Here is a 21135-nt window from a genome sequence, read left to right on the forward strand (position 1 = left end):
TCCAAGACGTTATCCACTTTGGCGGCACCTGTTTTGGCGAGCTTGCTTGATACTTTTACAGCTGAGCCGGAACCTTTGAGCCCGACAATGCTCCCGATGGCGTAGGTGATGTAATGTGATCTTGAATACGCATCCCCGTTAACCATTTTATCATTCCACGAATCCGCCAGGTTTGTCCATATGATTTTTGCGTAGGAGGGTGTGTTCAATACAGCTGATATGGTTTTAGCGACTTTTTGTTCATCAGAGAGAAGGTAAAAATCCCATGCGCCGACAGCCAGATCTTTGACGCCTGTTATGGTGTCTTTCCCGACATCATAAAGGCCGACGCCTATTCCTTTGACGATATCCCAAGCCGTTTCTCCGACTTCTTCGAGCTGTTTTGCTTGTTCAAGCTGCATCACATATTGCACCTGAGCGGGTTCAAGGTTTTCATAGCCGATCTTTTTCGCGATTTCCAAATACTCATCCGGATCGGTGACACCATCGGCCAGCTTTTTCTTCAGATCCTTGATTTCACGCTCTTTCGCTTCTTCCTTTTTAATCGTCAAATAAGCATCTGAAAGTCTTGCGATATCGCCTTTTTTCTTATGGATGTCGCTTTCACGATACGCTTTGGCGTTGTAGTGAAGCGGCGTGGCGCTTTTACCTTTGCCCGTGGCGTTTTGAAGCTGCTGGAAGTCAGCTTGGATGAACTGTTCGTTCGCTTCGGTTTCTGCGTATTCTTTCATTAGATCGTGATCGAGCTTGCCGAGTTTATGTATCGTTTCGCTTCTTTTTTTGTCAGCTGAAGAAAGCTCCTGATCTGTGCTTTCGGTTGAAAACAGATCGAGCGAGATAATGTCTTCGATCTCTCCGAGGATGGAGCGCATGTCCTTTTTCTGCTCTTCCATAATCGCCTTTGATTTACTGAGGGCATGGGTGAGCTCGTGCTCTAGAAATGATTCCTCTACATGCGAATTGGAAAGTCCGGCATCTTCGACCTTACCGGGAAGGCTTGTGAGAAATGCGATTTTCATGTCGATCAGATCAAGCCAGCTGTCTGTGACGCCGGCGTGGTCTTTGAAAAAAGCTTTGATGTTGTCAGCGCCCCGGCCTGAGAAATCGCCGTCACCAAGATCAGCCATGCCTTGAAACGCTTTTTTTAGATTGACCATCTGGCCGCGCAGTTTTTTGTATTCACTCGCACGCTGTTTGGCAGCGGCCAGCAGGCTGTTTGCTTCGAAAACTTTCATGACCATATCCTTTCATTCGAAATGTTTCAACAAGTTTTTATCATGGAGGAATGAAGAAAAAGACAAATAAGTATTTTGAAAGTGCAAAATGATTAATTTGTTCTGGGTAAATTTACTTATTTTATGATCGGGAATTGGGGAAGAGTTAGCTTTAGGTTGAATCGGTTGTTAGAACATCATGTGACGCACCTCCTTTACAAAGCATACACACATATTAGAGGGCTGAAATTCACCCGTATGGATTGGATACGGCGACCCAAACGGCTTTTCGCATGGAACCAACATGCGGTAACTGGTCAACAGCCTTTAGAAATTTCATCCTAACAGGGAAGTGCGGCAAGCATTGGGAATATAAAGGAATATAGGCTTACAGCTATGAAGGATGTATGAAAATCCGTCAGACGGCGAAGGAAAGGCAATCTCCATGTAATTGTGACGGTTTGAATGCGGGGGTATGGAACTTCCCATTCATCTGCTGTTACGTCAGAGGGACGAAGCGACTTTTTTGAGGAGGAAGCGGAATGATTGAATTTACACGGCCATCGCCTATGAAGAAAACATGCACGATGCACCCGGAAAAGGAATCTGTCAGATCGGTTTCGTTTACTGATTTTAACGGCAATTCTGTAACAGTAACCCTTTGTCAAATGTGTCTGGCTGAATTAAAAATGAAAGCCGCGACTGAATACAGGAGCATGACAGAGGAGCGGGCCAAACTGAATCGTTTCAAGATTGGTGATCATGTGTATTTAGAGCATTTGGGAGTCGTCAGCGAGATAAAAAACATGGAAGGCGCTCAAGTGGCAAACAGGACAGACGCAGACGGAGTCCGGAAGGCTACCCCTAAGGAAATCGCAGAATTTAAAAAGCAGGGGAAGCAATGACAATGAAAAAAACTACTCAAGTCAATCATTTATCCGTTGTATTATAGCGGAGGCCGTTGCGCCGTCTGCAGAAGAGATCGCGCAGTTATTGGGGATTAAAAAAGGAACTGTGCAGAAGAACATTGAACGTTCCCGCCTGAAAATGAAAAATAGAGCAGATCACAGCCTATTCTGTTTAGCATGAATAGGTTGTTTATTTATTGAAATATAAGAAGAGTTTTCAAAAAAATCTTTAAATACTGTTATTTTTATAGGTATAATGGTATTGTTTATTGTTGCAATTCAGGGAATTCAAAGAGGATGATGTTAATGTACAATCTTAAAGAACGCGATGCAATTAAACGGTTCTTAAATGAGGAAACCGTTAATACAAGCGAAGCAATTGAATTATTGGGCTTCACTCGTCAATACCTAAACCAGTTAGTTAAAAGAGGGGAATTAGAGCCGATGAAAGAAATGCCAAGGGACAGGCTTTTTATAAAAGAAGGTGTTCAGAATTTTTAAAAAATAGTAACAAATGAGCTCTCGTAGATAAAAGGGTACGTTTTATGTTCTACGATACCTTAAAGAGCTTTTTAATTAAAGAGAACTAAATTATAAGCCACTGGTATAAAAAAGAGGTGTGAAAAATGAAGGGTTTTTTTGTGGGTTTCTGGAGAAGGGTATACAAACGAAAGAAAAATGAAGTTGAGAAGATACCCTTTGATGAGATTACAGAAGTAACAAAATATCTTGAGTACTTTGGTACACCATATAAAAAAGGATCTACAATCAAGCATGAAGAAGATTTCAAAAAAAGCTTAAGCAAGAAAAGCTTAAAGAAAATCAGCTAAATAAACTAATTAAAAAATTAGATGGTAGTCTAGAAGTTTCTAACGATACTTCCAACTTAACTCCAATTCCTTTCGCTATAAATACAGCGGTAATGACAAGTACGGTTAGTATTATTACAAGTTTAATTGCTTTTTACGCTGCAACAGCTAATTCATTTTCAAAGATAGCATTAGACATAGATGAAAAGAAAACAATCAAGCCTTCAGAACTGCTTCAAATGATTATAGATGGGGGATTATACTTAAGTTCTGTGGCTGTTTTTTGTGCTGTTATTCTGTATTTCATAATAATGGAAATTTGGCATCGGATCACTAAAAAAAGAACCGAATTTTCATCAAAATTACGTTGTTATAAGATGCTATTGGAAGAAATAATCGAAGAGAAATCAGAAACTGAAGAAAAGAAAAACGGACAAACAGAAGATATAAAAAAAGAAAAACAAACAAAAAAGAACCGAAAAAAAAGAAACAAAAAGTGATACTCATTTGTCTTCGTCCAACAAATTCTGCGAATGGTCCCATTAACTTAAACTGTAACTGATAATAAGGAGGGGGTGAGGAAATGGATCGCAGAAAACTAGTTTATAGTATTTTAAAGGAAATAGACAAAGGCAATGAACCAAGATACGCTAATGTTGATCTTCAGTTTTTTGGTGAAGTTGTAGAAATGATGCAAAGCAAAAATTTAATTGAAAATGCAACTGTCATTAGAGATGGGTAATCCTGTAAAAACGACACTACTAAATCATGTGAAAGTTACTTTTGAGGGTATGGAATATCTTGAACAAAATAATGATTGGGCTATAACATACAATACAATTAAAGAATTAAGAGATTGGATTAAATAACACCATGGCATCCCTTGGGGGTACTTATTTTATGAAAGTTGCTTTCGTTCGACAAATTTTGCAAATGGTTACTTTATCATTATCTTTCGTCGATAATAAGGCGGAAGGAGATGATTAATTTGACTAATAGTAATCAATATATCGAAGCGGCAAAAATAGCAGCTGAAGCAGCATCAAAAAATACTGAGCTAACATTAAAAGTCTCAATTGTTGCTGCTATAATTGCCTTATTAGGAACAGGTATCTCAGCATATATTTCATATCGTAGTTCTAGAAGGACAACATTAATTGAAACTATAAGTGCTCAAAGAATACAATGGGTCAATCGTTTAAGGGATAAGTTTGTTGAATTTAATAAATTGATTAATGAGTTTTCTTATTCTATATATGAAAGTGTTGAAAAAAAGTATGTTACAACATTTGATTATAAAACAAAATTCCATGATTTGAGAGCTGTTGGAAATCATATAAGTCTTTTGTTAAACCCGAATGAGAATTATTCAGAAGAATTATCAAATGAAATAAAAAAAATGTTTGATATATTGCTTGAGCAAGACGCTTATAAAGTTGAGCTTTATCAAAGCTGTTATTCTAGAATAGAATTAATTCAGCAAGTTATTTTAAAAGCGGAATGGAAGAGAATTAAAGAAGAAACAAAAAAAGGTAGAGAATTAACTGAATCAGAAATTGAAAAAATATATAATGAAAAGGCAATCAGTATGAGCCTTATATAAGGATAGTTGGGAGAGAAGATATTGGATAAAGAAAAATTGAGATATGCTATTGCTAAAGAGATCTATGAAGGTAACACCCCTTTGACAGAAATGGACTTTGAAGTTTCCGAAGATCAATTTGATGAAGCAGTGAACTTCTTAAAACGAGAAGAATATTTAATCGGTGTTTTTTATTCAGATAATCGTCCGCATTTATATAAAATAGGTCCTGAACTAACTGAAAAGGGTGAAAACTTTTTAAAAGAGAATGGCGCTTGGTCCAAGACTTATAAAACTATTAAAGAAATAAGGGATTGGATTAAATAAACAAGAGTATCCTGCAGGGGCATTCGTCTTACGGTTACCACCTATTATGAAAGGCGCTTTCGTTCGACAAATTTTGCAAATGATTTCTTTCTCCTACGCCTTAACCGATAATAAGGTGGGGGAGGTGAGTTAGATTGAAAGTCGCATTAAGAATCCATAATATGAGTGATGATTCTTTAACAGATAAAGAAATGATTTACGATAATTTTAGTGCTCCAATCCCACAAGTTGGTGAAATCATTTCGGTCGAAGGTCATTTTTATACTGTTGAAGACAGATTGTTTGTGTACATGACAAATTTAGATATTGATTTACAGATTATTTTAAGATGTAAACTAAAAGAATCAAAAGAGAGAAGTTAAGGCAGTTGTTTTGAAATTATAGTAACTGATGCGAGGGCACCCAAATAGGTGCCTTTTTTATGTTCTCTTTAAACCGATTCCGGAAGCCTCGGGAAAACTATTGGCGGTTAACGGTCTGAGTGCGGCGTCGGTTTAGAGGGAATATCTTTTTCCAAAACAACTCAATTCAAAAGGGGGCGGCGGTGGATGTAGATGGCTGAAAAGCACATACAGGCGTATAAGGATTACGTCAAAGGCATGAAATACAAGGATCTTGCCGAGAAATACGGGGTGTCAGTGAACACCATTAAATCGTAAAAACAGCGGCGGGGCGGCTCCGGCAAGAAATCAAACGCTGTATCACACGGGTTCTTCTCGAAATATCTGCCGGAAAAAACACTATCCATTGAAGAGATTCAGGGGTGTTTTCAATTAAATTTTCAGCTGATTTCCTAACTGTCACGGAAAACATCACACAGGAATTATATTGACTTTCATCCTGTTTGTAATGTTAATTAGAAGATGTATACAAAATCATTATAATGAGGAGGTCTGGATGTGAAAAATAAAGCGAGAATACAAGTTGGAATATGCATTGGACTTTTATGTTTAAGCTTTACCGGTTTCAATCCTTTATTCGGCTCAGCGCATGCTGAAGCGAAATCTATAGAAAACACAAAAATGACAAGCTGTATATTGAATCAAAAATTTGTTCAGCTTGAGAAAAAATTTGATGCCAGGCTTGGGGTTTATGCGATTGATACAGGTTCAAACAAGACAATCGCCTATCGGCCGAATGAACGGTTTGCTTACGCATCAACCTATAAAGTTCTGGCTGCAGCTGCTGTTCTGAAGAAAAGCTCAAATGAAAAACTTAATGCCATCATCCGCTACAGCAAAGACGATTTAGTTACATATTCTCCAATCACAGAAAAACACCTGGATACAGGCATGAGCCTGAAAGAAATCTCAGAAGCCGCTGTCCGTTACAGCGATAATACCGCCGGGAACCTATTGCTGCAGCAGCTTGGCGGTCCCAAAGGTTTTGAAAAATCACTGAAACAAATTGGGGATCATGTAACGAAAGCTGATCGATTCGAGACGGATCTAAACTCTGCGATTCCCGGGGATCGTCGTGACACAAGCACCGCAAAAGCACTGGCAACTGACCTTAAGACTTTCGCTTTGGGTAACACTCTCACGGCTGACAAGCGCACGATTTTAACAGATTGGATGCGGGGCAACGCTACCGGCGACGAACTGATTCGGGCAGGCGCTCCTGCAGGATGGGAAGTCGGCGATAAATCCGGAGCCGGAAGCTACGGCACACGAAACGACATTGCGATCGTTTGGCCGCCTGACAGAGCCCCAATTGTTTTGGCAATCCTGTCAAACCGGTTTACGGAAGATGCCAATTATAATAATGCTCTTATCGCTGAGACTGCAAAAGTCGCTCTAAATGCTCTTAAATAAACATTGCCGTTCATTTTTTATGGACGATTTTTATATGTTGAGAATGCGGTATGCCGGTTTCGTTTTTCGATAAATGTTATAATGTAAAGCCATAAAAAGATGGGAAGAGGGGGAATTTCGATGCATTACATAACGGCATGCTTAAAAATCATCAGTGATAAAGACCTTAATGAAATAATGAAAGAGTTCAAAAAACTTGAGGAAGAAACGAACAAAGAAGAAGGCTGTATTCAGTTCCATGCTTATCCGCTCGAACCATCAGAACGCAAAATCATGCTTTGGGAGATTTGGGAAAACGAAGAAGCTGTTAAAGTCCATTTTACGAAAAAACATACAAAAGACGTTCAAAAACAAGAATTAACGGAAGTAGAATGGTTAATGAAAAGCAATGTGAATGAGTAAAAGGCTTTGTCTGTTGTTGGCTGACTTTGCCGGCAACAATCATCAGTTTCATTCACTAAAACCCTTGCTGTGCAAGGGTTTTTTACTTTAAAAAGTTCTTTATATGGCAGTCTTTTTATGGGTAAGGAACAGACTTGGAATGAAGATGGCCGCAAGGATGATGACGGATACTAAGAATCCGGCATGGTAGCCTTTTAAACTGTTCGAAATCGTCGGCTGCAATCCTTGTATGACAGTTGCGGTAACGGTTGCGATCACAGCTGACCCAAAGCTGGAACCGAGGTTTTCAATCATATGAATACCGACACCCGCTTCCGGAAGCTGTTTGCTGTCAAGACCTGTATAAGCGTCACTCATCAATGGGAGCATAATTCCTCCAAAACTGGTGCCGCGGATAAATAATACGACGGAAATCCAAATCATACTTGTGTTATCGGTGATAAAAATAAGCGGGATAGATCCGATCAGCGAAAGAACAAGACTGACCGTAACCACGTATTTCGCACCGATCTTATCAATCATTTTTCCGATCAGCGGACGAGTCACGAGCATTCCGACTCCTTGAGGGATTAAAGCGAGTGCTGCTCCGGCTGCCGTGAAATGACGAATGTTTTGAAAAAACAGCGGAAGTATTAACATCGGCCCCATGATGGCAACATTCGCTAAGAACAACCCGATCGAAGATGATAAGAAGCTCTTGTTTGCAAACAAATTCATAGGCAGCACGGTTTGGTTTTTCTGGATCAGATTATATACAAGATAAATGACTGCTGAAACAAGACCGATGCCCACCCATAAAATGGTGTCGCTATTGTTAAATGATGCATGATCCGCCGCTTTTGTAATACCGTACATCAATGCCGCGCTCATTAATGACAAATTGATAATCCCGAAAATATCGAGTTTACGATCTTTGTTGAATGGTTCAAATTCTGGAATGGTTTTCATCATAAGCGGTGCAGCAATCAAAACGATGAACACGTTGATGTAAAAAATCCAATGCCATGAAGCGCCTTGGACGATGAAGCCTCCGATGACAGGTCCTAAGATCGGGCCGAAGATCATAGGGGTGCTGACGATTGCCATCACTTTTCCCAGGTTTTCCGGACCTGCCGTTTTAACCAAGAGTGTTGACATAAGCGGAGTCATAATACCGGCGCTGAATCCTTGAAGCAAACGGAAGAAGATGAAGCTGGAAACGTCACGGCTCATCCCCGCAAAAACAGAAATGACACCAAAGGCGATGACTGAGCCGATGAAGATTTTCTTACCGTTATATTTATTCATAAGCCAGCCGGATACGGGTACTGCAATCGCAAGTGCTAAGACATAGCCTGTAACGGACCACTGAATGGTATCCAATGTCGTGTTGAAGTCTTTGGTCAGTTTGTCGATGGCGATGTTTACCATCGTAGAGTCAAGCATTGGAGCGATTGCTCCCAGTGCAATAGCCCAGGCGGCTGTGAGAACTTCTTTTGGCACCCGAAGTTCCTTTCTTTTATGTGTTGACATATTACTCTCCTCTCAAAATTGCTGTCTTTGTTTCCTTGTCAACAAAATAATAGAGTGATTTTGTTTCTTTGTCAACAATAAGAGGGATATAAAAAGGCAGCCCGTTTTCATGGAGAAGGGCTGCCTATGGTTTTATTCATATTTATTCCGATTTCATGTCTGCACCAAGTTTCTTTATTTCTGAATCCAAATGCCTGCTGTATGTTTCCACGAAGTTCAGCATCGTGTCAAATTGTTCATCGGTTACTTGTTCAAACACGATTTTGTCCCGTTCTTGAAACTCTTTGTGCAATTCCTCGTGAATTTTATAAATGACTTTTCCTTGCTCAGTAAGCCTGAAATAGATTTCTTTCTTGTTAAGCGGCTTCTGATAGCTTTCAATAAGGCCTTTATTGATAAGCTTCTTCGTTAATTTACTTATGGCGCCTCTTGTCATATAAAGGGACTCCGCAAGTTTAGTCACATTGGCGTCTTCAATTTTTTCGATGAATTCGATGCAATGCACTTCAGAAGGTTTATGCCCCTTAAGGCTTTCTTCCATCTTCAGCCTATTCAGCCACACCATCTTGTTAAAAAAGTCCCTGAAATCCGTGAGGAGCTGTTCTTTTTTGTCCATGGCCCGTCCTCCTGCTCGGTGGTGCTTACACAATATTATAAAATTTTTGTTTCTTTTTCAACAATCGTAAAGTTATGATTTAGGAACTGAGAGATAGTGCGCAGAAATAAGAAGGAGGGGGAACAGAAGAAGTATTCTATTTAAAAAGCGGCTTTTTAACCGAAACGTGGGTTTTTGAGTATTTTTCTTTCCGTATTCTTTACTTGCTCTGTTTCATAACAGGCCAACACTACAGCCTTATAAAAAAGCAGGCTGCGCAATGAGCCTGCTTGAGATTCGCATCAATCATTTTCCTGTTGCGGCATCATGAAAAGCGTCGATTGCGGTTGTGTATTTCAAGACGTTTTTAGACACTTTGGCGGTTGCGCCTAATGGATACGCGTCTGACAGAACGCTGGAGTGAGCTTCGGGTTCCCAGTAAAATACGCCGGTTCCTTTGCCGTTCGGAACGGCTTTCACCAGTTTTATGGTGTCTTTTATGGTCCAGTAGGAATCTTTCGGATTGTTTTCATCTCCGCCCAGTTCAACCACCATGACTTCCTTGTTGTAGCGTGAGGCGATGTCATTCAAATTAGATGATAAATGGCTGGTGAGCTCCCAGTACGGCTTACCTTCCCAATAGGGATAGAATGAAACGCCGATGATGTCGGTTTTTCCGCCGTTTTTAAAGAATTGATCAAACCACCATCTGAATAGGCTGTTGTCCGTGCCGTGTGCCAAATGGCTGATGACCTTGGTGGCCGGGCTGACGGATTTCACGGCGTCATAGCCTTTGTTCAGTAAGCCGGTCAATTTGCTGAAATCGTTCGTGCTGCCGTCGGGCAGTAAAATTCCTGAATTCATTTCATTTCCTACTTGCACCCAATCAGGGGAGATGCCGTGATTTTTAAGTTCTTTCATGACATCGTACGTATGGTTATACACGGCTGCCTGCAGCTGGCTGTTTGAATAGCCGGTCCATTTGTTCGGCTTGATCTGGTGGCCGGGATCAGCGAACACATCACTGTAATGGAAGTCAACCATTACCTTCATTCCTAACGCTTTTGCCCTTTTGGCCGCTGCAAGTACGCCCGCTTTGTCACTATAGCCGAGCATGGTCCATGTTGTGCCGTCTTTCAGCCAATAATAGCTGCTTGGCGGATTCACAAACACTCTCAGTCTCACGGCATTTATTCCGTGATCTTTAAGAATCTGCAAGGCATCTTTCTGTTTTCCGCCGTCATCCAGCCAGCGCACACCTTCGTCCTCCATTTGTTTCAGCCAACCTATATCAGCGCCATAGGCAAACGGGGCATCCGCTTTTGCTTTAGGAGACTTCTCAAAGAATGTAAAAGCAGTGAAAATGAGAGAAAGACAGATTGCGTTTACAAATACACGTTTCAATCGGTTTTTGAACATCGCAATACCTCCTGATAAAAAAGATTGTTGATTGATTTCACTCTGAATGTTTCAGCTGCCATTCTCCAATAACGTCGTGAAACGCTGAAACGCCTGAATTCCTTCGGGTGTCATTTTAAAAACGCCTGCATCGGTCAGTGCGCGTAAAAATACATTCGCGGTTTCTTTTTGTAAAACAGCGGCTGCATTCTCCGATGTCACGTCTTTATCCGCTTTGATGTTTTCAGCCCACGGAAGATGAATATCTTTGATGTCATGAGGTTCATTCAGTAAATACTTTTTCACTTCTGCCAGCTCATCTTTCAGGCGGGGAGGTAAAACGGCGAGTCCCATCACTTCAATCAGACCGATATTTTCTCTTTTGATGTGATGCACATCTTGATGCGGGTGAAAAATGCCATCCGGATAATCTTCGGAGGTGCGGTTGTTTCTGAGAGCGAGATCGATTTCAAAATCCGTTCCCCTGCGTCTGGCAATTGGAGTGACGGTATTATGGGGTTCATTTGTCTTTGCGATGATGCTGACGGTTTCGTCTGAATATTCCCGCCACTTTTCAAAAACATACGCAGCGGCATCTGTCAGCAAATCCGGATCTTTTGCGCGAAGGCGGATCACTGATACCGGCCACTTCACGGCTTCGGCCTGAACGTCTGGAAAATGACGCATATGAAAAGGGTAGAGGGAACCCGCTTTTGCCATCGGAAACTCATGGGCGCCGCCTTGATAATGATCGTGAGAAAGAATGGAACCTCCTACGATCGGCAAGTCTGCGTTTGATCCCGCGAAATAGTGGGGGAAGATTTCCGTTATGGCCAGAAGCCTTCTGAAGCTGTCGCGGCTGATGTTCATCGGCTTGTGCACGCTTGATAGAAAGATGGCATGCTCGCTGTAATACGCATAAGGGGAGTATTGAAACCCCCACTGTTCTCCCGCTAAGTCAAGCCTGATGATGCGGTGATTTGAACGGGCGGGGTGATGCGGTGTTCCGGCATACCCCTCGTTTTCCATACAAAGCAGGCATTTCGGATACCGGTTTTCCGGACTGTTTTTTACCGCGGCGATGTCTTTAGGGTCTTTTTCGGGCTTTGATAAATTAATGGTGATGTCCAATTCCCCAAAAGGTGTTGGTGAGCGGTACACGATATTTTTTCGAATGGCCCGCGTCTTAATATAGTCGTTGTTTTGGCTCAGTCGGTAAAAGTAATCTGTTGCTTTTTTCGGGCAATCTGATAACAATTTGCTGAATGCGGCATTGATCAGAGAAGGGGCCGGTGTGATCACGTCCATGATTCTGCTTCCCAGCATGTCTCTTTCAGCCGGTGTATCGTTTATGATTGACCGTTTTACCGCGTCTTTCACCATTTCGTCCAAATAGTGGAGCCTGTTTTGTTTCTTGATATGTTTCGGTTCTGCATAATCCGTCAGTCCGAGCAGATCGAGAAGTCTGTTTCTTGTATAAATCACATCTGTTTCATTTATGTCGCCTAAGACAGTGCTTTCTTTCAGAAACCCTGTCACTGATTCAAAAACTTCAATGACCGCCGCCTCCATTTCATTTGTCCTTGTATCCGTTTGGATGTTGCCGATGCCAATTCCATGCTGACGCAATGATTTCCGATATGTCCGTTTGTTTCGGATTCCAGCCCAGAATGTTCCGCGCTTTATCGCTGGAAGCGATGAGGGTGCTTGGATCACCGGGTCTTCTTGCGGCCGCTCTTACTTTTATGTCTCTTTCGGTCACTTGCCGGGCCGCTTCCGCCATTTCTGATACGGAAAACCCGCTGCTTGATCCTAAATTGAAAATGCCGCTGTCTCCGCCGTTTTGCAAATATTCCAGAGCGAGAATATGGGCATCGATTAAATCGGAAACATGGACATAATCGCGGATGCACGTGCCGTCTTTTGTATCATAGTCAGTGCCGAATATCAAAACCTCCTCGCGCTGACCGAGCGCGGTTTGTAAAAGGATAGGGATAAGGTGGGTTTCCGGATGATGATCTTCTCCGATGGAACCGTCCGTTTTCGCGCCGGCAACGTTAAAATACCGAAGCGAGACATATTTTATGCCGCAGGCGGTTTCACACCACTTCAGCATTTTTTCTGCCATGAGTTTTGATTCGCCGTATGCGCTTTCCGGCTTTTCGGGCATGTCTTCTGTGATGGGCACTTTTTCAGGTTCGCCGTATACAGCGGCGGATGAAGAAAACACAATGTGTTTCACTCCGAATTCCTGCATGACCTCCAGCGTAATTTGCGTACCGTACACATTATTATTGAAATATGAAAGAGGGTCTTTCATTGATTCGCCGACAAGGGATTGAGCGGCAAAATGGAGAACGCCTGTTACGTTCTCCTTCGCAAACACAGAGCGAAGAAACGGTTTGTCACGGATATCTCCATGGTAAAAAACTGCTTTTTCATGAACGGCTTTCCGGTGGCCTGTCTGCAGATGATCCACAGCTATCGTTTTAAATCCTTTGTTTAATAATTGATCAACCGCATGAGAACCGATATAGCCGGCTCCGCCGAGAACGAGAATCGCCATGATTTATTTTTCCCTCCATTCAGCCGCGCCATCGCTTATATCCGCGATGTAGAAAGAAGCTTCAAGACCTGTCCTGCTGCGGTAGTGAGATGAAACGGCCCGGATAAAGCCGGCGGTTTCTTCATTTTCCACAATGGCTATGGCGCAGCCGCCGAACCCCGCGCCCGTCATCCGCGCTCCGAGTGCTCCTTCTTTCCAGGCTGCTTCAGCGAGCGCGTCTAATTCGTCACCGGTCACTTCATAATCATCGCGTAACGAACGGTGGGACGCATTCATCAGCTCGCCGAACGTTTTCAAATCATTCGATTTGAGAGCCTCCGCGGCTGAGAGGGTCCGCTCGTTTTCATTGACCGCGTGCCGGGCTCTTTTACGCAAAGTTTCACAGGAGAGAAGGGATTCGAGTTCGTTGAATTCTTCTCCTGTCAATTCCGCAAGTGATGCGATATTCCGATATTGCCGCAGTTCTGAAAGAGCCTCGTCACATTCGCTGCGGCGTTCATTATATTTTGAAGCCGCCAGCTCCCGGCGCTTGTTCGTATTCATAATGACGATTTTATATCCGTTAAAAGCAGCCGGAATCATTTCGTGCTCAAGCTTATCGCAGTTTAACAGAATGGCCATGTTCTTTTTGCCTTTTTGCACTGCGAATTGATCCATAATGCCTGAATTCACGCCGATAAATTCATTTTCGACTCTTTTTCCGATAAGCGCCAGTTCAGTATCGGAAACATCCAGGCTGAATAACTTTCTTAAAATGGAACCTGTTAACATTTCAATAGAAGCGGAGGAGCTTAAACCGGCTCCGTTTGGAATCGTACCGTGAAAAAGAATATCCATTCCGCTGTCTATTTGGCCGCCGACTTTAAGAAGGTAATGGATCATCCCCTTCGGATAATTGGCCCAGCCGTCTTCTTTTTTGTATGCTGTGGCGGAAAGATCAAGGCAGACAATGCCGCTGTCAGGAAAGTTTTCTGAGTATAACCGGATCTGGTGATCTCCGCGTTTTGCGCATACGGCATAAGTTCCGATCGTGATCGCGCATGGAAGAACGTGGCCGCCTATATAATCCGTATGTTCCCCGATCAGGTTGATCCGGCCGGGTGCGAAAAACAGTTCTCCGTTACTTCTCTTGAAAATGTCTTCGAATCTTGATTTCAAAAGTTTGGCATCCATGATAAACCTCCGATTCTATTTTGAGGTATGCTCCAGTATGAACTGAATGGCTTTTTGTGAATTTCTGGTGAGGCTGATATATTCCGCTCCTTTCGTTGCGATGAGTTTCACTTGCAGGCGGTCCGCATCTTCTTTAATGTCATCATAATAAGAGCCGACCTGCGGAGCCAAAATGATCATATCGAAGTCTTTCATGATGTCGTAATGGGAACCGTAGGCGCCTGCTGAGGCGGTAATCGGCACGTTATATTCTTCGGCTCCTTCTGTCAGTGCGTTCGCAAGCATGGCGCTCGTTCCCGCTCCGGCGCACAGCACTAACACATTGGTGCTGTGTTCCAAGGCGGATGAGGATTCCTGAAGATTTGTGCTGATGACGGAGGACGCGTCTTCGGAGGCGCCGGCCATGGCGGGCTGTAATGTTTGCGGCGCGGTTTCAGGCTCGGTGTGTTGGGCTTCTTTCGCCGCTAATACTTTGTCATAAGCTTTACAGAATGGCAGGTATATCAGGAAATCGACAATGATTAATACAGCCGTCAGCACAAAAGCCGAGAGCCCCATGCCGGTTCCGAGAATCAAGCCGGCGGGCGCCGGGGTGGCCCACGGAAGAACATACATAAAACTGTTCATTCCGATGACATCCACGAAAAATTTAAACAGACAGACATTCACCATCGGCGTTACAACAAACGGAATGAAAAAATAAGGATTTAAAATGATCGGCGCAGCAAAGAGCAGAGGTTCGTTTACTGCGAAAGACACCGGAACCGCGGATGCTTTTCCGACTGCTTTCAATTGCTTGGATTTCGCGAAAAGAAGAAAGATAAACGGAACCACAAGGGTTGCTCCGGTCCCTCCCATTGTGCCGACGAAGTTCCCGAGTCCGACGGTCAGCACGTTGGACGCCTGCTCACCTGCATTATGAAGCTGCAGGTTCGCCTCCACATTTGCGTAAATAATAACTGCGATGGCCGGTTCCACAATAGAAGGACCGTGAACGCCGACAAACCAGAACAGCGCCATCATTCCCCAAATGACACAAATCCCGAAATAACCGTCTGCGGCGGTAAAAAACGGCGATAAGAGAGAGGAGAGAGCCTCCGCAAACGATACGTTCAGCGTGTTCCTGATCAATAAATCAACGATCACCATGGCCAAAACGGAAAAAGCGAACGGAAAAACATCTTTAAATGTTTGTGAAATGGTACCCGGTACTTCTTTAGGCATTTTAATCGTAATATTTTTGAGCACGCAGAATCTGTAAACGTTCACTGTTATGAAAGCGGATACAAAAGCAGCTAAAAGACCTTTTGTGCCGAGGTATTCCGTGGAGAATCCGCCATCAATTTGAGTGACGCTTAAAATGAGAAACCCGACGACTGAAGCAAGCATCGCTGAAACGGGGTTGATCCCTTTGTTTTTCGGCATTTTTCGGTTCATTGATTCACTCAGGCATTTCGCACTTGTTGCCGCAACGATCAGACCGAGGGCGCCCATTGAATAGTTATAAACTTTCCAAAGCCATTCAGAAACACTTTTAGGCCAAGTGAAACCCAACACTTCCGGCACAGCGGCGGTGAGGATGAAAATGCTGGCGAATAAAATAACAGGCATGGCCGTTAAGAAGCCGTCGCGGATCGCGCCTAAATAAATGTTTCTTGAGATTTTTTCGAAAAACGGTTTTCCCTTTTCGATTTGCTTGATGATACCATTCATTTTTCCACTCCTTATCGGCGGCTTCGGTAGAGTTCTATAAAATCCTGAATAAGATCACGGAGCAAAAGGGTTGTCATCAAGTGGTCCTGACCGTGAACGAAAATAAATCCTAATTCCATGTCCTTGCCTTCAGCTTCTTCAGCTAACATTTTCGTTTGCGCATTGTGGGCGAGGGTTAAATTTTCATCGGCGCTTTTCAATGCTGCTTCCGTGTTTTCGAAGTTTCCGGCACGGACTTCTTTCAGGACTTTCAATAAAGTGCTTCTGGCGTCGCCGGCATAGGCGACGATTTCAAAACCGAGCATCTGCAATTCTTCCTTTGTCATGAAAAAAACCTCCTAAAGACGGCACACATGATGAAAAGAGACTCTTTTCACCATGTATGATCGTTAAATGATTGTTTTTGTTTCACTTACAAGTTTGTACCAGTAGGCCGATTCTTTCGGATACCGTTTTTGGGTGTCAAAGTCGACGTAAAAAAGACCGTAACGTTTGTTGTAGCCGTTGGTCCATGAAAATAAATCCATTAAGGACCATAAGAAGTACCCCTTTACATTGACTCCGTCGGTAATCGCTTTACTGACGGCTTCTAAATAGACTTTTAAATAGTCGATTCTTGCCTTATCCATAATGATGCCGTCTTCAAACTCATCTTTATAGCCCATGCCGTTTTCGGTAATGTACATTTTGTTATATTGCGGATAGTCCCGTTTGATGCGCATCAGCATGTCATACATGCCTTCAGGATAAATGAGCCAGTCCCAATCAGTCCGCTTCAGGCCTTCTTTGTAAATTCTTTCGCCGATTCCTTTTACTTTATAGACCGAAGTGCCCTTATCGCCCGTTCCGTTATGATGAATAACGGTTTCTCCGTCGTACGCTTTGACGAAATGGCATTGATAATGATTGATGCCGAGATAATCATTGCGCGTTGAAGCTTTTTTCATCACGTCAAAGTCACTGTCTGAAAACTCGTATGAAGCGCCGTTTGCCTCACAGATTTCATCCAGAGCCCGCATGGTTTCCTCAGAATAATAGCCGAGGTAGGTGGCGTCGAGGAGGAGTCTCACTGATAACGCGTCATCCAGAAAACAGGCGTGACGGTCTTCTTCTGAGTCGCTGGCGGGATATTTTGTTTCCAATGAGTGGACGACACCGATTTCTCCCGGATAGCCGCCGTCTTTAAAAAGATTGACGGTCATCGCATGCGCTACCATCATGTGATGGAGGCATTGAATGACTTTTGTGATATCACTTTTAACAGATGGCGGGAAAACCCCGAGTAAATACTGGTTGGTGGCTGTGGGATAAATTTCGTTAAACGTGCTCCAATATCTGATTTCGCTGAATTCTTTAAAGCAAAACTCCGCATAGCTGACGAACGCTTCTATTGCAGCGCGGTTGAGGAAATCTCCCTGATCAAATAATCTTTTCGGTGTATCGAAATGATGCAGTGTGACAAAAGGGGTGACGTTGCGTTTATGGCATTCTGAGAAAATACGATGATAGTAATCAACACCTTCCTGATTGATTTTGCCCGTGCCGTCAGGGAAAATTCTCGTCCAGGCTATAGAAAGGCGGATGCCGTTTATTCCGAATTTTTCACATAGTTTAATATCTTCCGGAAACTGGCGGTAAAAATCACTTGCCGGATCAGGGCTGAATCTTCCCTGTTTTTCAAGAAATTCATCCCAGGCCACAGGCCCTTTGCCGCCTTCTTTTGTGGCGCCTTCCGCTTGATATGCCGCAGTCGCCCCGCCGAAAATAAAGTCATGAGGTAATTTGAGCATTACTGAATCCTCCTTCGCCAATGTGTGAATTGAAGTTTGTTAATGTTTGTAATTGTTATCTTTTGTTTAATGGTAAACGCATACATTTTTGTTGTCAATAGCTTCATAAAGAAATAACATCTGTGTTCATAGGGATTATATAAGTTTTTCGTTGTTTTATATGTTGATTATGTTGTTTGTTAGTGTTTGTTTTTGTTGACCGGAGTGCCGCGGTGTGTTAGATTGTGTGTAAAGTTGAGGGGATGATTGAACATGTTAAAAAAAGAGCGTCTTTTAAAAATCATCGATATCGTAAACTCGCGGGGGTTTATTACGGTGAGTGATATTATCGATGAATTGGCAGTTTCTGATATGACAGTGAGAAGAGATCTGGACGAACTGGATAAGGCCGGAAAAATCGTACGTATTCACGGAGGCGCACAGAGCATATCTTATTCCATTGATCACGAATTATCGCATAATGAAAAACTGGGTGTTCAAATGGATGAGAAGGGGAAGATCGCGGAACTCGCAGCTTCATATGTAAATGACGGCGATACCGTTTTTTTAGGGCCCGGCACGACGATTGAACTTTTAGCCAAACACCTGCTGCATAAGCGAATCAGGATTATCACAAACAACTATCCCGTATTTGATATTTTAAAACATGGTGACACTGCGGATACCATCCTGATTGGCGGCGATTTCCGAAAAAATACCGGTGCCTTCGTCGGGCCCATCGTGAACGGCAATCTGCAGAAATTCAATTTTACGAAAGCCTTCATCAGCGCCAACGGCATACATAATGATGAGATTTCTTCTTACAGCATTGAAGAAGGGGAAGCTCATCAAATCGCGCTGAATAATTCGCGGACGAAATTTTTGCTGGCGGATAATAAAAAATTCAACCGGGAAGATTTTTACGTATTCTATAACTTGCACGATATGGATTATCTGATTACGGATGATAAAGTGATGAAAGATGTTCAAATTCATTACGAGCAATATGTAGATGTCAAAATCGCAAAAAAATAAAAAAGGCGGGCGGTTCGATGAAAGGGGTTATTTTTGATTTCAACGGCACGATGTTTCAAGATTCGCATCTGCACGAAAAAGCATGGTTTTTCATGGTGAAAAAATACGCGCCGAAAACCATTTCTGATGAAGACATTTTCGTTAACATTCACGGGAGAACAAACAGTGAAATCCTGACGTATTTTATTTCCGGCGATTTAACAAATGAAGAAATCAAGAAGCTGTCTTTTGAAAAAGAAGCCTACTACAGAGAATTATGCCTTGAAAACAAAGATGAGTTAAAGCTGACGAAGGGACTGACCGGCGTATTGAACCATCTGAAAAAATCAGAAACGCCGATGACCATTGCCACGGCTACGGTAAAGGAAAATGTCGAGTTTTACTTTGACGTCTTTCAGTTGGATCGGTGGTTTAATTTTGACAAAGTCACGTTTGATGACGGGAGCTTCCCCGGAAAACCGGCGCCGGATATTTTTCTCATCGCATCGGAAAAGTTAGGCCTCAGACCTGAAGATTGCTTAGTCATTGAAGATGCCTTTTCGGGGCTCACAGCGGCGAAAAAAGCAGGTGCAGGCAAGATTATGGCCATTGACCCGCTCGGAAAAAACCGCGCGCTATTTGAAGAAAAACAGCTGGCGGATGACGGGATACTGACAGATTTCACCTCGTTTTTTGAGGTTGCCGGACATTCTGTTTGAGAGATGCAGTTGGGAGGAACCACCAAATAAACAGCCCGCCAGTAATCGGGCAATTCTTCTTGTTACAATGACCACAGGTCTTGAGAAAGAATTTGATCTTTCAATGGAAGAGATTAAAGATTTTATCAGATGGTATGATCAAAAAAGTTCTGGAATAGGCTTATCTAGATATGTTATCGAGAAGCACTATAATAATATAGGGCCTTTTCAAAATAGAAGGGACCATATTGTTTTTGGGAACATTCTTACTTTTAATGTGAATGAATACACTTTAGATAAATAAATAATTACCTGTTTCCTTCTGCAGCCCTCTTTTTAAAAAGAGGGCTTTTTTTATGAGGTGCTTATTCTTTTTCAGTTGCGCTTTTGTTTTTGTATAATGATTTTCTCATTGAAGGCGGCATTTTTTGGATCAGAAAGGTGTTCGCCTTAATTGAGATATTGGCTGAATTTATAGATTCGCAGAGATAAAGGAAGTCGTAAAAGATATGCCGTTTGCGGATTTCAGCCTGTCTTTTGAGAAGGATCATTCTTCAATGACGCTTATTTCCCCCGTACCGAAAAAAAGTGAAACACGTTCTCCTCGCTTTTCATAGGTTTTGATAAGTCCTTCCTGCCCTATAAGTTTCCAGCCTTTTTCGGCTATTTCCAATTGGTATAAACCGCTCGGACCTTCTTCTTCTTTTGCGAAACGGTATGTATAGTTTGAAACGTATTTTCCTTTTTCATATTCCTTTGTTTTGCTGTGCACAGCAAATAATGGAACCGGGAAATCCGGGTGAGAAACAGATGCTTTATATCCTCCCAAAATAAATAAGCTAAATAACAATAATATAAAAAACCACAGAATATATTTCATAAAACCTCCTTATGTCAATTAGTCGGTGTATTTTAAAAAAAAGATACACCGCATGATTGGGGTGTAAAAGCGGGTAAGAAGATAAGGAAAGGAGAGAGACGGATGGAACTTGATTTTGTGATTCGTCTGGCGGTAGCGGGTCTGCTCGGGGCTCTTATTGGATTGGAGAGAGAATTCAGGGCGAAGGAAGCCGGTTTGAGGACGCATTTTTTAGTGGCCGTCGGCAGCGCTTTGATGATGATCGTTTCCAAATACGGCTTTTTTGATTTGTTATCCAACAGCCATACGTCCTTTGATCCGAGCCGGGTGGCGGCGCAGGTCGTCAGCGGCGTCGGATTTTTAGGAGCCGGCACGATTATTTTGCAGCGGCATGTCGTGCGGGGGCTTACGACGGCCGCGGGGATTTGGGCTACGTCGGGCATCGGGCTGACGATCGGGGCAGGTATGTATGTCATCGGCATCAGCGGCACGATTTTGGCGTTAATCGGGCTTGAACTGTTAAATTTTCTGTTTAAACCGGCGGCGCATTCTTTGTCTGTCAGTTTCAGGATTGAGGAGAAAGCCGTCATGCATGATATTTTAACTTCTCTTGAGGAAAAAGGAATTCTTATTACGTCCTATGAATTGAATAAGGCGGTGCTTGAAGTGAAGGGAAGGGTGAAAAGCAAAAGCGGGAAAGCGGCGGTAATGGAGAAAGTTCAAGCCCTCCCGTATATCCTGTCGGTCAAAGTTGAATAGCAGACAGGGGAAGCCTCCTGTCT

The 21135-nt window shown here is 42.8% G+C and carries 24 protein-coding genes and 3 pseudogenes; 16 read left to right on the forward strand and 11 right to left on the reverse strand.

The annotated features are described in order from the left end of the window. Window positions 1-1235: ribonuclease YeeF family protein (locus tag AC1RRX_RS04915; RefSeq protein WP_492870895.1), on the reverse strand; the 1235-nt coding region annotated here is incomplete at its 3' end. 521 nt (window positions 1236-1756) lie between these two features. Here AC1RRX_RS04915 and AC1RRX_RS04920 point away from each other — a divergent pair. From AC1RRX_RS04920 to AC1RRX_RS04980, 13 genes and pseudogenes are all read left to right on the forward strand, one after another. Then, entirely contained in the window at window positions 1757-2119 is a 363-nt protein-coding gene (locus AC1RRX_RS04920) for a hypothetical protein (protein WP_144464034.1), read from the forward strand. A gap of 64 nt (window positions 2120-2183) precedes the next feature. Beyond that, window positions 2184-2303, forward strand: a pseudogene (locus AC1RRX_RS04925) (sigma factor-like helix-turn-helix DNA-binding protein); the annotation flags it as partial. 125 nt (window positions 2304-2428) lie between these two features. After that, entirely contained in the window at window positions 2429-2623 is a 195-nt protein-coding gene (locus tag AC1RRX_RS04930; protein WP_042635106.1) for a transcriptional regulator, read from the forward strand. A 125-nt stretch (window positions 2624-2748) separates the two neighbouring features. Then, complete coding sequence (locus tag AC1RRX_RS04935) at window positions 2749-2952, forward strand: hypothetical protein (RefSeq protein ID WP_144464033.1); 204 nt, start codon at window positions 2749-2751, stop codon at window positions 2950-2952. A gap of 92 nt (window positions 2953-3044) precedes the next feature. Beyond that, complete coding sequence (locus AC1RRX_RS04940; protein WP_144464032.1) at window positions 3045-3431, forward strand: hypothetical protein; 387 nt, start codon at window positions 3045-3047, stop codon at window positions 3429-3431. A gap of 83 nt (window positions 3432-3514) precedes the next feature. Then, window positions 3515-3673, forward strand: a complete 159-nt coding sequence (locus AC1RRX_RS04945) for a hypothetical protein (protein WP_154105040.1) — start codon at window positions 3515-3517, stop codon at window positions 3671-3673. Then, window positions 3666-3800, forward strand: coding sequence for a YjcQ family protein (locus AC1RRX_RS04950; protein ID WP_186302952.1), 135 nt, complete (start codon window positions 3666-3668; stop codon window positions 3798-3800). Before AC1RRX_RS04945 ends, AC1RRX_RS04950 begins: the two co-directional genes overlap by 8 nt. 119 nt (window positions 3801-3919) lie before the next feature. Next, complete coding sequence (locus AC1RRX_RS04955; protein ID WP_144464030.1) at window positions 3920-4534, forward strand: hypothetical protein; 615 nt, start codon at window positions 3920-3922, stop codon at window positions 4532-4534. Between the two features lie 21 nt (window positions 4535-4555). Beyond that, complete coding sequence (locus AC1RRX_RS04960; RefSeq protein WP_042635109.1) at window positions 4556-4840, forward strand: YjcQ family protein; 285 nt, start codon at window positions 4556-4558, stop codon at window positions 4838-4840. A gap of 134 nt (window positions 4841-4974) precedes the next feature. Continuing rightward, window positions 4975-5202: a hypothetical protein gene (locus tag AC1RRX_RS04965; RefSeq protein ID WP_042635110.1), complete on the forward strand. Its 228-nt coding sequence runs from the start codon at window positions 4975-4977 to the stop codon at window positions 5200-5202. 192 nt (window positions 5203-5394) lie between these two features. After that, window positions 5395-5595: pseudogene (locus AC1RRX_RS04970) on the forward strand (phage terminase small subunit); the annotation flags it as partial. A gap of 138 nt (window positions 5596-5733) precedes the next feature. Beyond that, window positions 5734-6654, forward strand: a complete 921-nt coding sequence (gene bla, locus AC1RRX_RS04975; RefSeq protein WP_124693399.1) for a class A beta-lactamase — start codon at window positions 5734-5736, stop codon at window positions 6652-6654. A 120-nt stretch (window positions 6655-6774) separates the two neighbouring features. Next, on the forward strand, window positions 6775-7056 hold the full coding sequence (locus tag AC1RRX_RS04980; protein WP_007407331.1) for a putative quinol monooxygenase: 282 nt from the start codon (window positions 6775-6777) through the stop codon (window positions 7054-7056). A gap of 99 nt (window positions 7057-7155) precedes the next feature. On the opposite strand, the gene AC1RRX_RS04985 is transcribed toward AC1RRX_RS04980, so the two are convergent. The 9 genes from AC1RRX_RS04985 to lacG all read right to left on the reverse strand — a co-directional run bounded on the left by AC1RRX_RS04985 (window position 7156) and on the right by lacG (window position 17803). Then, a complete protein-coding gene (locus AC1RRX_RS04985; protein ID WP_020955659.1) occupies window positions 7156-8568 on the reverse strand; it encodes an MDR family MFS transporter in 1413 nt (470 codons plus the stop codon). 142 nt (window positions 8569-8710) lie between these two features. Beyond that, window positions 8711-9184, reverse strand: a complete 474-nt coding sequence (locus AC1RRX_RS04990) for a MarR family transcriptional regulator (RefSeq protein WP_007407329.1) — start codon at window positions 9182-9184, stop codon at window positions 8711-8713. A 285-nt stretch (window positions 9185-9469) separates the two neighbouring features. Then, window positions 9470-10582, reverse strand: coding sequence for a glycoside hydrolase family 53 protein (locus AC1RRX_RS04995; RefSeq protein WP_144464029.1), 1113 nt, complete (start codon window positions 10580-10582; stop codon window positions 9470-9472). A 51-nt stretch (window positions 10583-10633) separates the two neighbouring features. Continuing rightward, window positions 10634-12133, reverse strand: a complete 1500-nt coding sequence (gene galT / locus AC1RRX_RS05000; protein WP_144464028.1) for a UDP-glucose--hexose-1-phosphate uridylyltransferase — start codon at window positions 12131-12133, stop codon at window positions 10634-10636. Window position 12134: 1 nt separating this feature from the next. After that, window positions 12135-13127, reverse strand: a complete 993-nt coding sequence (gene galE / locus AC1RRX_RS05005; protein WP_012117333.1) for a UDP-glucose 4-epimerase GalE — start codon at window positions 13125-13127, stop codon at window positions 12135-12137. Window positions 13128-13130: 3 nt separating this feature from the next. Continuing rightward, complete coding sequence (locus AC1RRX_RS05010) at window positions 13131-14300, reverse strand: galactokinase (RefSeq protein ID WP_144464027.1); 1170 nt, start codon at window positions 14298-14300, stop codon at window positions 13131-13133. Between the two features lie 15 nt (window positions 14301-14315). Continuing rightward, window positions 14316-16013 (reverse strand): PTS lactose transporter subunit IIBC, encoded by a 1698-nt coding sequence (locus tag AC1RRX_RS05015; protein WP_144464026.1) that lies wholly within the window; start codon window positions 16011-16013, stop codon window positions 14316-14318. Between the two features lie 11 nt (window positions 16014-16024). Next, the gene (locus AC1RRX_RS05020; RefSeq protein ID WP_144464025.1) at window positions 16025-16339 is read right to left on the reverse strand and encodes a PTS sugar transporter subunit IIA; all 315 of its coding nucleotides are present in this window, start codon (window positions 16337-16339) and stop codon (window positions 16025-16027) included. Between the two features lie 63 nt (window positions 16340-16402). Further along, a complete protein-coding gene (gene lacG, locus AC1RRX_RS05025; protein WP_053573471.1) occupies window positions 16403-17803 on the reverse strand; it encodes a 6-phospho-beta-galactosidase in 1401 nt (466 codons plus the stop codon). A gap of 252 nt (window positions 17804-18055) precedes the next feature. On the opposite strand from lacG, the gene AC1RRX_RS05030 reads away from it, so the two are divergent. Then, on the forward strand, window positions 18056-18817 hold the full coding sequence (locus AC1RRX_RS05030; protein ID WP_069007188.1) for a DeoR/GlpR family DNA-binding transcription regulator: 762 nt from the start codon (window positions 18056-18058) through the stop codon (window positions 18815-18817). A gap of 17 nt (window positions 18818-18834) precedes the next feature. Further along, window positions 18835-19515, forward strand: a complete 681-nt coding sequence (locus tag AC1RRX_RS05035) for an HAD family hydrolase (protein ID WP_144464024.1) — start codon at window positions 18835-18837, stop codon at window positions 19513-19515. A gap of 526 nt (window positions 19516-20041) precedes the next feature. Here AC1RRX_RS05035 and AC1RRX_RS05040 read toward each other — a convergent pair. Beyond that, a complete protein-coding gene (locus tag AC1RRX_RS05040) occupies window positions 20042-20374 on the reverse strand; it encodes a hypothetical protein (protein ID WP_061581951.1) in 333 nt (110 codons plus the stop codon). Between the two features lie 102 nt (window positions 20375-20476). Between AC1RRX_RS05040 and AC1RRX_RS05045 the strand changes: the two are divergent. Continuing rightward, window positions 20477-20873 (forward strand): annotated as a pseudogene (locus AC1RRX_RS05045) (MgtC/SapB family protein); the annotation flags it as partial. Window positions 20874-21135: the final 262 nt, after the last annotated feature.

It is taken from the genome of Bacillus sp. GW821-FHT11D08 (assembly GCF_058808515.1).